Here is a 12730-nt window from a genome sequence, read left to right as displayed (position 1 = left end):
TTCAGTCGGACCGGCAGCCTCGGCTCTCGGAGGAGCCTGGATGAGCTCAGGCTCCGGGTGGGCCACGGGCGCGGGTTCTGCGCTCCGAGGCGGAGCAGCAATGGGTAGCTCCCGAGGTTCGAGGCCGGGACGAACAACGGAACGCTCAGGCTCGGCTTCAGGGGAAGCCAGCGCCGGTGTCACACGAGGAGCGGAGGCCCTTCCCTGCTCGAGCGCCCGCGGCTCGAACATCTCGGTTTGCACCGGCTCATGGGACCGCGCTGATGGCAGAGGCTCGGAAGGCACAGCATTCCCTTCCGTGCCCGCCGGCTCGCGGGCTCGCGGCTCCGGGGATCGGGATTCCAATGGAGGCCCAGCGGGCCGAGCTGGCACCAAAGCGGGAGGCGGAATCGCCCCCCTCGCGACGCGGGCGAGCAGATGCGGTGCCCCTCGGCGGACACGCTCTACCCAGTCCGCGGGAGGCCCCATCCGCAGCGCCTGAACGTCCCGGAGCCACTGTGCCGGAGGGCCTCCCGGAGCCGTCACAGGCACGGCTTCGCGCGGAGCCGGAGCTGGCTCGGGAGGCTGAGAAGGCTCGGAAGGCTCGGAGGCCTGCGCGAGGACGGCCTCGGCCCAGGCCTTCACCCGCCGCGCCACGGAGCGCACGAGCACATCGCGCCAGCGGCTCTGGGAACGCTCATCCACGGTTGAAGGACTCGAAGGTGATGACGAGGGACTCGATGGCCACCATCTGCCCGAGCGCATCCAGCGGCGCGCCGAGCCACTCGGCGGGCCAGGCCTCCAGCAGGTTCCAGCGCATGACCTCCGTCACGCCATCCATCCCGACCATGAGGATGGAGACGTTCTTGCGCTGGGGCTGGCCGCTCACCGAGGCCTGGAACCAGCTCCACAGCTCCGGCGACTGCGTGAGCCCGTAGCGCAGCGTCACCTCGCCCAGCCGGAGCGGGCCGGCCAGCTTGCGCACCACGGAGCCGCCTCCGGCCTCGCGGTAGTTGATGACCTCGACCTTGGCGTGCAGCCCCGTGCACTGGGTGAAGTGCCCCTCGTTCACCCCGTCGATGAGCAGCTTGAAGTTGTACGCCCGGAACGGGTCCACCAGGGCACCCGGCTGCGCCCCCGGATCCTGCGGGGGCGGTGGAGTCTCGGGGGGATTGGCGTCAGCCATTCTTCACCTCCTCCACCTCCGCGCCGCCTGCGTGCTGGCCGATGCGGAAGATGATGAACTCAGCGGGTTTCACCGGCGCCAGGCCCACCAGCGCCACCACCTGCCCCGCGTCGATGCTCTCGGGCGGGTTGGTCTGCTCGTCGCACTGCACGAAGAACGCCTCTTCCGGAGTGCGCCCCAGCAGGGCCCCGTCGCGCCACAGCCGCAGCAGGAAGGCGCCCACGTCCCGGCGGATGTTGCCCCAGAGCGTGGGATCATTCGGCTCGAACACCGTCCAGCCCGTGCCCAGGGCGATGGACTCCTCCACGAAGTTGAAGAGCCGGCGCACGTTCAGGTAGCGCCACTCGCTGTCGGCGCCCGCCACCGTGCGAGCCCCCCACACGCGGATGCCCCGGTTGGGGAAGTAGCGGATGCAGTTGACGCCGTTGGAGTTGAGCTCCGCCTGCTCGTCGGGAGTGATGTGGCGCACGAGGTTGCCCGCGCCGAACACCACCTCGTTGGCCGGCGCCTTGTGCACCCCGCGAGTCACATCCGTCCGCGCGTAGATGCCCGCCACGTGTCCCGAGGGCGGCACGTTCACCCGCTCGCCAGACATCGGGTCCACGATGGTGATCCACGGGAAGTAGAAGGCGCCGAAGCCCTGGTCGGACATGCGCGGGCGCAGCCCCTTCTGTGGCTGCTCGCCACTTGCTGGCGTCGCGGGCCCCTTTCCAGGCGCCTCCAGCAGCGCGATCCGGGTGAGCTGCGCGATGTCGTCCACGTCCTCGGGTGGATCCAGGATGGCGACGCGATCCTTCATCTTCTCCGCGTGCGAGAGCAGCGCATCATGGGCCGCCGGATCCGAGAAGCCAGGGGCCGCCACCATGGCCACCTCGCTGACCTCCTCGAGCACCGCCAGCCCCTCGCGCCGGCGCGTGCCGCCCGTGAGCCGCTGGCCCTCGCCGATGTTGACGATGAAGCAGCGCCGCCCGCCATTCTGGAAGAAGCCATAGACGGCGCGAGACAGGGCGGTACCTGGGGTGTCTGGCCGGGTGTACTCCTTGAGGAACTGGGGCCAGCCATTGATGGCCACGGCCTCGTGCGGGCGCGCATCCGCCAGAGGAGCACGGCCCACGAAGGCCGCCGTCGTCGTTCCCACCCCTTGGATGGAGCGTGTCCCGGTGGAGACCTCCTCCACGTAGACACCGGGCGTCAGGTAGTTCGGCACGTCACCCCTCCTTCAACGGCATGCGGATCACCAGCGGACCCTCTTCGGCGCTGAGCGCCTCCGCGCCCACGCGGAGCACCTCGCCCTTGGCGCGAACCTCCAGCCGGCCAAGCGCCGCGCGGGAGGGCACGAGCGGGAAGCGGAAACAACCTCGGGCATCCGTCCGCGTGGTGAGCTTCAGCGCAGGCAGCTCCACCAGCGCTCCGGGGATGGGCACCTCCCCGGGCCCCACCACGCGTCCCAGCAGCACCTCGTTGGGAACCGTCTGGGTGACGAGCGGGAAGTGCACGCGCCGGATCTGCGGCTCTGGACGCTCGCGCCGCACGGGCAGCCGCACGCGGAAGGCCGGCTGCGGAGGAATGGCCAGCGCGGTCCACAGCTGCAGCGGGACGGGGCCGAGGTCCACCTCGAACTCAGGGGTCTCCAGCGCCGAGAACACAAGCTCCCCCAGGAGCTGGTGCGCGCGCTCCGGTGTCTCCGCGCCAACAGTGATGAGGTAGCAGACGGAGAACTGCAGCGGGACGCGGCGCACCGAGCGGGCGGGCGGCGCGGTGCCCAGCTCCAACAGGTAGAGGCTCACGCCCTGCCCCACGTTATTGCGGTCAGGCACCGTGAAGGACACAGGGGCGTCACCCGCCACCTCGCCTACCCAAGCCTTGAGGCGCTGGTCGACTTCCTCGATCATCCTGGCTCCCCCGCCTGGCGTCAGCCCCGACCCTTGACGCGCAGGACGGCAGGAAAAGTTGATCCCGATCCCTTGAACGGAAACTGCCCCGCGGGGCAGCCACGCGTTCAAGGCTCAACACGTATGATGGGCCCTGGCCACTTCGGCCGAATGCTCCCTATGACAGCCACTTCGATGATCAGACGTGTCGCCTTCGTTCTCTCCCGCCACGGTGCCGTGCTGGCCTGCTTGCTGGCGCTCGGCACCCACATGGAGGCCCGAGCGCAGGACTCCAGCGCCCCCGCCTCGGCGGAAACCCAGGCGGAAACCTCCAACCCCTCGAGCCCGTTCAAGCTCGGCGCGATGCTGGACGTCGGTGCCCCGGACGGCATCGGTGTCTCCGCGGTGGTGCGCCCGGCGCGCTGGCTGCGCATCAACGGCGGCGTCACAACGAACACCCTCAGCCTCGGGGTGCGCGGGGGCATCAGCCTGATCCCGCTGACGGCCATCGTCTCCCCCTCCATCAACCTGGACGTGGGCCACTACTTCAACACCAACTACAACAAGCTCATCGACAGGCTGGGCGGCATCCCCTTGAAGACCACCGTGCCCATTGATGACGTGGGCTACAACTACGGCGGCGCCAGCCTGGGGCTGGAGATCGGCAAGCCCGAGCGCTTCTCCGTCTACCTCCGCGTCGGGCTGGCCCACGGCTCGATGGTGATCCAGGACGCGGAGAAGCTCCTGCAGGACGTGACGGGAGATCCGGACGTCACCGCCAAGCCCCTGAACCTCCGCTTCACCACCCCCACCGCCAAGCTGGGCTTCCTCCTCTACTTCCTGTGAGCGATCGACCCATGAGCCCTTCCTACCGCATCCTGCTCATCGCCCTGCCGCTGCTCACCACCGGCTGTAGCGATCTCTTCTACGTCGAGGCGGAGACCGAGGAGATCTGCAAGACGCAGCGCAACATCTCCTTCCCGGCCAGCATCCCCATCCCGGGCACCGTCTCGCAGACGATCAACTTCCCGGTCGGAGACATCAGCGCCACCATCCCCACGGGCAGCACCCAGGCCCAACTGCGCGTGAGGCTCTTCGAGCTCACCGCCACCAGCAGCAACGTGGATCTGAACGGCATCGATCACGCCAGCGTGGCCCTGCGCCTGCCGAACCAGAGCACCCCCACCAAGCTGCTCGAGTACAAGCGCGCCGCCAATCAGACCTCGACGCAGAAGATCAGCGCCACCGGCAGCGGCGTGCTGGATCTCAATGATCTCATCCGTCAGGACAACCTGGAGCTGACCTTCGAGGCCAGCGGCACCCTGCCCACGAAGGACTGGACCGGAGACCTGCGCATCTGCTCGGGCCTGTGGATGAGGACCAACATCCTCGATCTGATCTTCTGAGCCCCCCGCGGCTCGCTACGGCTCGGTGGGCAGCTGGAGCTGCTCGCCGAACACCTGGCTCTCGGCGTACCGGGCGATCGTCTGGCTCAGGTACTCCAGGTGATCCTCCTCCTCGGCCTGGCGGAGCGTGAAGGCGTCCAGCGCGTCGTCGTCGTCCGCCTCCTCCGCCAGCGCCACCAGGAGATCCCACCCCGCGTTGTCCACCAGCTCCGCGGCCAGCAGCGCGTGGAAGAGGTGGTGCAGGTCCACATCCTCTCGCAGGATGACCTCTTCGATCCCGCGGGACTCGGTGGCCACCAGGCGCGAGCGCTCGGACACACCGTTCGCGTCTCCGCCCAGCGCCCGGATCTGCTCCTCCAGCCACTGCTGGTGCTCGGCCTCCTCGTCCCGGTAGGCCTGCATGGTGTCCAGCATCCCGAGGATCTGCGGCTCCTTGGAGGCGGCCATCAAGGACAGGACCCGATCGTAGAGCTTCACGCCCGTCCGCTCGAACGTGAGCCGCTCGTGAAGCAGATCGATGAGCTTCTCCGGCTTCTTCTCCGCCAGCTTCTTCATGACCGGCCACCTCCTCCCGGCCTGGGACCGGGTCCGCACGCGCTCGGAGAAGCTATGCACCGGGAATACCGTGGACGCGCCACCCGCCGCCAGCCTGCTCCCCCACCTGACGTGCCAGGTCTTTTCAGGGGCTGACACTGCGCCCGGGTGGCGTGGCCCTGGGCGCACCGGATGCGCGCGCCGCGGCCTGCATCCACCTTCCCCAGAGGGAAGAGCCCAATGAATGACGCCATCGAGAACTTCATGACCCGCTCCGTCCACACCATTGGGACGAAGAGCCCGCTCGCCGAAGCGCACCGGATGATGAACGACCACGCCATCCGTCACCTCCCCGTGCTCGAGGGAGGGCGGCTCGTGGGCCTGCTCTCGCAGCGGGATCTGCACCTGATCGAGACGCTCAAGGACGTGGACCCCAAGGAGGTCCTCGTCGAGGAGGCCATGTCCCAGGACGCCTATACGGTCACTCCGGAGACGGAGCTGGCCGCCGTGGCTCGGGAGATGGCGCTGCACAAGTACGGCTCGGCCGTGGTCAGCCGCGGCGCTCAGGTGCTGGGCATCTTCACCACCACGGATGCGCTCCGGGCGCTGGACACGGTCCTCAGCGCCGCGCAGCAGGAGCCCGTGACGAAGAAGGCGGTCGCTCGCAAGGCCTCCAAGCCGGCATCCCGAAAGGCCGCGGCGAAGGCCCCGGCGCGGCGCAGCGCGTCGAAGAGCCGGAAGGGCTCCGGGCAGGCCGCCAAGCGCTCGCGGCGCTGAGCCCCGAGAGCGCTACAGCCTCCACGTCCCTCGCTCGACGCGAGGGGCGCGGGCTCAAGCGGCAGGCGCGGCGGTGACAAGCGGCTCGGAGGCTGGCTCCGGGTGACGCTCCGGCTTCGGGGCCGGGGGCGCACTCGGCTGCACGCCGAGGAACTCCTTGCGCGTGCCCAGGATGATGTCGAAGAACGGATGGGTGACACACCAGTTCGAGTTCTGGTCACGCCCCATGTGGTGATCGTAGTGCCACGGCAGGTGCTCCTTCGCCCACTGCGAGTCGAGGTGAGCCCGCTTGTGGATGCGGTAGTACCTCACCGTCGAGAACCAGACCGTCGCGGTGAAGAAGGGCGCCACGGGGAGCAGCGGCAGGTGGCCCACCACGACGGCGGCCAGCCCCAGCAGCTCCTTCGATTGGGGGGTCCAGGACCACAAGGGCCCGGTGTACTGGTCGTCCACCATGTCGTGACGGCGAGACTTCTGGTGGTGCTCGTGCCAGTGGAAGCTCCAGAAACTCTTGGGGTTCTTTCCCAGCCCGTGCAGCACGTACTTATGCAGCAACCACTCGCCGAAGTTGCTGTAGAGCAAGCCCAGTGGAATGCCGATCATGGTTCTTCTCCCCTGGCGCGTCCTGGCCCCCACGGCTTACCGCACCAAATAATGACTATTTGGTCACTTTTTTTATAAATCGCAACGAAATGCGCTCGCCACGAAACCCGCACCGTCCGTCCGCCACCACTCCACCCGCCGCATCGCCTCGGCGCCGCCCTGGACCTCAGGGAGGGGCGAGGGACACCAACCGCCGCGAGCGGATGAAGGAGCTGAGCGAGGCGGGCCTGCGCCTGTTCGTCGAGCGGGGGTTGGACGGGGTGACGATTGACGACATCACCCAGGCCGCGGGAGTCGCCAAGGGGACGTTCTACCGGTACTTCGAGGATCAGACGGCCCTGGTGGACGCGCTGCTGGAACCGGTGCGGCGGGAGCTGCTCACCGGCCTGGAGACGTGCGGCCGAGCCCTGGCCGCGGCGCGTGACGTGGAGGCCATGTTCGATGCGTACCGGGCGGTGGCGGCCATCATCGCTGGCTCGCTGCTGCAGTATCCGGACGTGGTGCGGCTCTACCTGCAGGAGTGCCGAGGCCCCGCCGTGGGGGCGCGAGTAAAAGTCGTGGAGCTGGCGCGGCTGCTGTCCCGGCACGCGGTGGACATCACCGAGAAGGCCCACACCCATGGGCTGCTGCGCCCGATCCGCCCGGCGGTGAGCGGGCTCGCGGTGGTGGGCGCGGTGGAGCGGCTGCTGCTAGCGCTGCTCAGCGAGGAGGAGATCGGCAATCCGCTGGAGCTGCCGGACGCCCTCACCACGCTGGTGCTGGACGGCCTGCGGCTGCCTCCGGGCGAGGCGCCGGGCCGCCGGAAGATGGACGGCAAGCCCAAGCGCCCTTAAGGGTAGAGCCGTGGCGCGCAAGCGGGTCAGGAGCGGACTCCCCATTCCGGGGTGGGTGTGGCTGGGGCTGTGCGTCCTGGGGCCGCTGGTGCTGCTCAACCTGGCGGTCGGGTTCTTTGGTGAGAGCGCGGTGTCTCCCCTCTCCTTCTCGTTCCTGGAGGCGAAGCTGCACGCGCTGGGGGCGTACGCGCGGCACCGGCCCGCGTGCCTGCTGAGCGGGCACGCGCCGATGGAGCCCCTCATCGCCCAGGCCGAGCACCGTCACCACCTGCCCGCGGGGCTGCTCCATGCGCTCGTGGAGGTGGAGTCCGAGGTGCACCCGCACCGCATCTCCCCCGCGGGCGCCATGGGTCCTGGCCAGCTCATGCCCGGCACCGCGCAGATGCTGAAGGTGGAGGATCCCTTCGAGCCCGGGCCCGCAGTGGAGGCCAGCGCGCGCTACCTGTCCGAGCAGCTCGCGCGGTTCAACGACGTACGCCTGGCCGTCGCGGCGTACAACGCGGGGCCGGGCGCGGTGGATGGGCAGGTGCCGCACAACGGAGAGACGGAGTTCTACGTAGCGAAGGTGATGTCCGCCTACGAGCGCCTGCGGCCTCCGCCTCCACCCCCGCGCCCGGTGCTCGCCTCGAAGAGCAGGCCCGCCGTGGCCACGCGTCCCGCGCCACGCCCCGCGCCTCCTGCCGCTCCCAAGGCTCGGCTGGAGCCTCAAGCCCGGCGATAGCGCGAACTCGATCGAGACCATGCCCTGGGTTGAGAAGGGCGCGTGCTAGCGTCGCGCCCGGCCTGATGTTCAGGAGATCCTCGTGAACGCTCGCAAGGCAAGCCTCCTGCTGGGAACCGCGGTGCTGCTCGCATGGTTTGCCTTCCTGTACCTGCGGAGGCTCTCCACTGCTGAGCCCGGTCCTGGCCTCTCTCAGGAGGCCCCCTGGGACGCGGGAGCGCCAGGTACCACGGGAGCAACGAGCTCCGTGGACGCGGGCACCCAAGGCGTGGCCATTGGTGGCGAGGATGAAAGCATCGTCTTCTACGGGCGCCCGGTGCGCCTGCTGAAGCTCTTCGGGCAGAAGACGTACCGCGAGGCCTCGCGCGACCTGCCCAACGGACACTCCGCGTACCACCCGGCGGGCGTGGTGGTGGACCGGAGCGCCAAGCCCAACCACGTCTACGTGGTGGACGCGGGAAACAGCCGGGTGCTGGGCTTCCGAGCACTGGGCACCTGCCAGGGCACCCGGACGCAGGAGTGCACCAACGACACGGACTGTGCCCCCAACAATCGCTGTGTGATCAACCCGGCGCGCGACGCCGACTTGATCTTCGGCCAGCCAGACCCTTCGAGCGGGGCCTGCAACGGAGACGTCAACCTCGGCTCGGATGGGCCAGCGAGCGCCAGCTCCCTGTGCCTGCTGAACTATCCCCACGGCACCAACACCGCCGAGCAATGGGGGCGCTTCAACTTCGATGTCGACGCGCAGGGCAACCTCTACCTGGGAGACGCGTACAACCACCGCGTCCTGCGCTTCGATCAGCCCTTCAGCCCGGACAAGACGGAGGGCAAGGGCGACACGCTCGCGGACCGGGTCATCGGCCAGGAGGACTTCACCACCACCGGGCCCAACCGTGGGAAGGGCCGGACCCAGCGCGATGCGCGCTCGCTCAGCTTCGACACCTGGTGGGACAGCACCAACAAGGGCTCGGTGTCGATCGATCCAAAGGGGAACGTGTGGGTGGCGGACCTGGGCAACCGGCGCGTCTTGCGCTTCCCTCCTGGGGAGCAGACGGCGGATCTGGTGCTGGGACAGAGCGACTTCACCTCCTTCAATGAGGAGGGCTGCAGCCCTCCCCAGCCCTCGGCGTTCGAACTCAATCGCCTCTGCCACCCCACCCTGGCCAAGGTGAACCCCGCCACCGGGGCACTCTACGTCCTCGACGAGACGGGCACAGAGGGCCCGTTCGCCGCCCGCCTGCTGGTGTTCGAGCCGCCCTTCTCCAACGGAATGTCCGCCACTCGCGTGATCACCCCTCAGTACAAGGGGCCCGTGGCTCAGTGGATCGACTCCTACTACTTCCAAGCCACGGGGCTCGAGTTCAACCGCTCCACGCAGGCCCCCTATGGGCAGGGCGTCTTCTGGGTCAACGAGCACAGCGGCCAGCGGGCCCTGCTGCTCGACGACGAGGGGAACGTGGTGCACATCATCGGCTCGCGCTCCATGGCCGAGCTCGGTGGAGATCAGCAGTACGCGGGGTGCCCCTACAACCTCTACCAGGACAAGGGGCTGATGAATCCCGGTGGATCCATCGGCCAGGACGACGCGGGCAACCTGTACTTCGCCAATGAGTTCATTCCCCTGTCCAACGTCGTGCGCCACCGCCTGCCGTATGACTTCGTCACCGTGGGGGGCCAGAGCTGCCCGCCGCACCCGGACGCGGTCCTGCTGGGCCGTCCAGCGGTAGCAAACCGCAAGGTGGGCGAGGCGGTGGGAGTGGCCGTCTTCCGCGACCAGCTCATCGTCCAGGACGAGCTTCGGCTGCTCGTATGGAACGACTACCTCCACAAGCCCTGGGGTGCCCCCGCGGATGTAGTGGTGAACCAGCGCCGGCCCAACACCCGCGACGACAACCTCTTCCAGATGCCAAGCCGGGCCTTCTCCGCGATCGATGACGCGCAGCGGCTGTGGACCCTCAACTCAGGCGGGCCGCTCATGGTCTTCCAGCTCCCCCTCACGAACACCTCCAGGCCGTTGGCCCCTCGCGTCCCGCTGTACTGGGCGGACACCGAGGCGCCCGTGGACTACCGCGCCGAGGGGGTGGCCTTCGATCCGCGCCAGCGCAAGCTCTGGATCGCCGACCGAGGCCACAGCCGGATGCTGCGAGTGAGTGACTCCGGCAACCTCGGTGGCCGGCTGCACGTGGACATGGTGTTGGGGCAGACGGACAGGACGGGCGTCGAGTGCAACCAGGGCCGAGGCCAGGACCACCCTGACGCCACCACGCTGTGCGAGCCGCTGAAGATCCAGTTCGACCGTCTCGGCAACCTCTACGTCGTGGAGAACACCTACGAGTGCCACGGCAACGATCGCATCTCCGTCTTCTTCGCGCAGGATCTGGCGGACGCGAAGGGGCTGTTCCCCCAGGTGAAGGCCCGGAACATCTTCAACGCCCACCTGAACGGTGACCCGGCTTCGCCGCAGAGCTGCGGCTGGGGCCCCGAGAATGTCCCCTACTCGCCCGTCACGATCGCCTTCAACAGCCGGAACGAGGCCGTCATCGGCAACGATGGCTACTACCCCGATGCTCGGGCCCGGGCCTGGAAACAGCTCTACTTCTACCGCGACCCGCTCCATCAGCAGTCACCGGACGCGACCATCCGATTGCCCATGGGAGCCCCGGGAGATCTCGCGTTCGATGAGCGCGACCACCTGATCGTGCAGGACCACACCTGGTATCGCACCTGGGTCATCGACTTGAGCGAGCAGGATACGGACGGCCACTCCGTGTGGCTCGAGCCGATCCCTGGGTCAGCGCCTGCCCCATCCTCCCGATGACCGACCCTCGGTCGAATGACGGACGCGCGCGGCGGCGCGACGTGCGAATCATGCCTGCGTTGGTGCCACCCCCCACGCTTCAATGAGGTTCGCGCACATGAAGGGTTCCGGAAGGATGTCCAAGGTCATCTTCTTCACCTTGGCGGCAGTCGTGGTCCTGGTAGGCGCCATCACCCTGTTCGGTGACAACTTCCGTAAGCTCATGGGCGCGAGCGCGTCATCACTGGGCTCGGCTTCCCCCGAGGCGTACCCGGTGCGAGCGGACAGCCTCAGCCGCAAGACGATGAAGAGCTTCGCGGAGAACAACGAGTACGGCTCGGCCCCCTCGCCGACTGCGCCTCCTCCCGTGGCGCTCAGATCCATCCACGGCTTCACCAGCCCGTCCTCGAAGAAGGCCATGCTGGCCGCCGAGCCGCTGCCCACCGGCAACACCCACGCCGGGACGCGCCCCAACCCGTTCACCCTCACCTCCGAGGACGCCCTCTCCACCTTCGCGGTGGACGTGGACACGGCCTCCTACGCCCTGTTCCGCCGCTACGTGAACGAGGGCTCGCTGCCGCCCCGGGACTCGGTCCGCGTGGAGGAGTGGGTGAACTATTTCAAGTATCACCTCCCGGCGCCCACGGAGGGGGACTTCCGGGTGGATCTCGAGGGCGCGCCCTCTCCCTTCTCACCGGGGAGGCAGCTGCTCAAGGTGGGGCTCCAGGGCCGCCGGTTGGGCCGCAGCGAGCGCAAGCCGACCCATATCGTCTTCCTGGTGGACACCAGCGGCTCCATGGGTCAGCCGGACAAGCTGCCGCTGGCCGTGCGCTCGATCAAGCTGGCGGTGGACGGGCTCAACGAGGCGGACACCGTGGCCATCACCACCTACGCGGGGGACGTGCGTGACGTGCTGCCGCCCACGCCGGCCTCGCAGCGTCAGGAGATCTTCGCCGCGCTCGACTCGCTGAGCGCGAGAGGCGGCACCGCCATGGGGGATGGGCTGAAGCTGGCCTATCAGCACGCGGTGAAGTACGCGGGGCCGAACGCCGTCTCGCGCGTGATCGTCCTCACGGATGGAGATACCAACCTGGGGCACTTCCGCAGCGCGAACGAGATGCTGGAGGCCATCCACGGCTACGTGGACGAGGGGGTGACGCTGTCGACCATCGGCTTCGGCATGGGCAACTACCGCGATGACCTGATGGAGCGGCTGGCCGACAAGGGCAACGGCAACTGCTTCTACATCGACAGCGAGAAGGAGGCCCGCCGGGTGTTCCAGGAGCAGCTCGCGGGGGTGCTGGAGGTGATCGCCAAGGACGTGAAGGTGCAGGTGGAGTTCGACAAGACGGCGGTGCGCGGCTACCGGCTGATCGGCTACGAGAACCGGGCCATCGCGGACCGGGACTTCCGCAACGACAAGGTGGACGCGGGCGAGATCGGCGCGGGCCACACCGTCACGGCGCTGTACGAGGTGGAGCTGACGGGCGAGGGCACGAAGGTGGCGACGGTGCGCGTGCGCGCCAAGACGCCCTCGGGCAGCGAGGCGGCCGAGCAGAGCTTCTCGTTCGCGCGAGAGCAGCTCCGGAGCAAGCTGGCCGAGGCCTCGGCGGACATGCGCTTCGCCACGGCGGTGGCCGGCACGGCGGACATCCTCCGAGGCGCGCCGCAGGCCAGCGACTGGAGCCTCGCCGTGGCGGAGGAGCTCGCCCAGGGCGCCACCGACGGCATGGAGGATCGCCAGGAGTTCGTCTCGCTGCTGCGCCGCGTGCGCGAGGCGAAGCTGCAGAGCGTGTCCGCCAACAACACCTACTGATCCAAAGTCCACAGGCGCCGCTGCGCTTCAAGACTCAGCGGCGCTGCACTCCGCGGGCCGCGACCGAGTCCAGCCACAGGTGCACGTTCTGGTGGAGTTGGAGGAAGGACGCCGGGCACCGCGGGCTGATGGGGCCGTGCACCATGGCCGTGACCGCCGCCCCCTTGCTCGCGCCGAAGGCGATCAGGTGCACCTGCCGTCCCT

At 68.6% G+C, this 12730-nt stretch carries 12 protein-coding genes; 7 read left to right on the top strand and 5 right to left on the bottom strand.

Translation table 11 applies throughout. The features are described 5' to 3' along the window. Positions 1-676: 676 nt before the first annotated feature. The 3 genes from ACJ8AT_RS11300 to ACJ8AT_RS11290 are packed head-to-tail and all read right to left on the bottom strand — an operon-like array spanning position 677 to position 3057. A complete protein-coding gene (locus ACJ8AT_RS11300; RefSeq protein WP_407737689.1) occupies positions 677-1165 on the bottom strand; it encodes a phage tail protein in 489 nt (162 codons plus the stop codon). Beyond that, on the bottom strand, positions 1158-2372 hold the full coding sequence (locus ACJ8AT_RS11295) for a phage tail sheath family protein (protein ID WP_407737688.1): 1215 nt from the start codon (positions 2370-2372) through the stop codon (positions 1158-1160). Before ACJ8AT_RS11295 ends, ACJ8AT_RS11300 begins: the two co-directional genes overlap by 8 nt. 1 nt (position 2373) lies before the next feature. Continuing rightward, positions 2374-3057, bottom strand: a complete 684-nt coding sequence (locus ACJ8AT_RS11290; protein ID WP_407737687.1) for a carboxypeptidase-like regulatory domain-containing protein — start codon at positions 3055-3057, stop codon at positions 2374-2376. A 174-nt stretch (positions 3058-3231) separates the two neighbouring features. On the opposite strand from ACJ8AT_RS11290, the gene ACJ8AT_RS11285 reads away from it, so the two are divergent. Together ACJ8AT_RS11285 and ACJ8AT_RS11280 are read left to right on the top strand one after the other, a co-directional pair. After that, positions 3232-3882 (top strand): autotransporter outer membrane beta-barrel domain-containing protein, encoded by a 651-nt coding sequence (locus ACJ8AT_RS11285; protein WP_407737686.1) that lies wholly within the window; start codon positions 3232-3234, stop codon positions 3880-3882. Between the two features lie 11 nt (positions 3883-3893). Then, positions 3894-4442 carry a hypothetical protein gene (locus tag ACJ8AT_RS11280; RefSeq protein ID WP_407737685.1) on the top strand — a complete coding sequence of 183 codons (549 nt, stop codon included), beginning with the start codon at positions 3894-3896 and terminating at the stop codon, positions 4440-4442. Positions 4443-4457: 15 nt separating this feature from the next. Here the strand turns inward: ACJ8AT_RS11280 and ACJ8AT_RS11275 are convergent, their stop codons facing one another. Next, positions 4458-4997 (bottom strand): hypothetical protein, encoded by a 540-nt coding sequence (locus ACJ8AT_RS11275; RefSeq protein ID WP_407737684.1) that lies wholly within the window; start codon positions 4995-4997, stop codon positions 4458-4460. Positions 4998-5216: 219 nt separating this feature from the next. On the opposite strand from ACJ8AT_RS11275, the gene ACJ8AT_RS11270 reads away from it, so the two are divergent. Next, positions 5217-5753 (top strand): CBS domain-containing protein, encoded by a 537-nt coding sequence (locus ACJ8AT_RS11270; RefSeq protein WP_407737683.1) that lies wholly within the window; start codon positions 5217-5219, stop codon positions 5751-5753. A 54-nt stretch (positions 5754-5807) separates the two neighbouring features. On the opposite strand, the gene ACJ8AT_RS11265 is transcribed toward ACJ8AT_RS11270, so the two are convergent. Next, positions 5808-6356 (bottom strand): hypothetical protein, encoded by a 549-nt coding sequence (locus ACJ8AT_RS11265; RefSeq protein ID WP_407737682.1) that lies wholly within the window; start codon positions 6354-6356, stop codon positions 5808-5810. Positions 6357-6445: 89 nt separating this feature from the next. Between ACJ8AT_RS11265 and ACJ8AT_RS11260 the strand changes: the two genes are divergently transcribed. From ACJ8AT_RS11260 to ACJ8AT_RS11245, 4 genes are all read left to right on the top strand, one after another. Next, positions 6446-7189, top strand: coding sequence for a TetR/AcrR family transcriptional regulator (locus tag ACJ8AT_RS11260; protein ID WP_407737681.1), 744 nt, complete (start codon positions 6446-6448; stop codon positions 7187-7189). Positions 7190-7199: 10 nt separating this feature from the next. Then, on the top strand, positions 7200-7910 hold the full coding sequence (locus ACJ8AT_RS11255; protein ID WP_407737680.1) for a lytic transglycosylase domain-containing protein: 711 nt from the start codon (positions 7200-7202) through the stop codon (positions 7908-7910). Between the two features lie 82 nt (positions 7911-7992). Then, on the top strand, positions 7993-10731 hold the full coding sequence (locus tag ACJ8AT_RS11250; RefSeq protein ID WP_407737679.1) for a hypothetical protein: 2739 nt from the start codon (positions 7993-7995) through the stop codon (positions 10729-10731). Between the two features lie 97 nt (positions 10732-10828). After that, entirely contained in the window at positions 10829-12526 is a 1698-nt protein-coding gene (locus ACJ8AT_RS11245) for a vWA domain-containing protein (RefSeq protein WP_407737678.1), read from the top strand. Positions 12527-12730: the final 204 nt, after the last annotated feature.

It is taken from the genome of Hyalangium sp. (assembly GCF_045802625.1).
Lineage (GTDB): Bacteria > Myxococcota > Myxococcia > Myxococcales > Myxococcaceae > Hyalangium.
The sequence above is the reverse complement of the archived record's forward strand: the minus strand, read 5'-3'. Positions and strand labels throughout refer to the sequence as shown.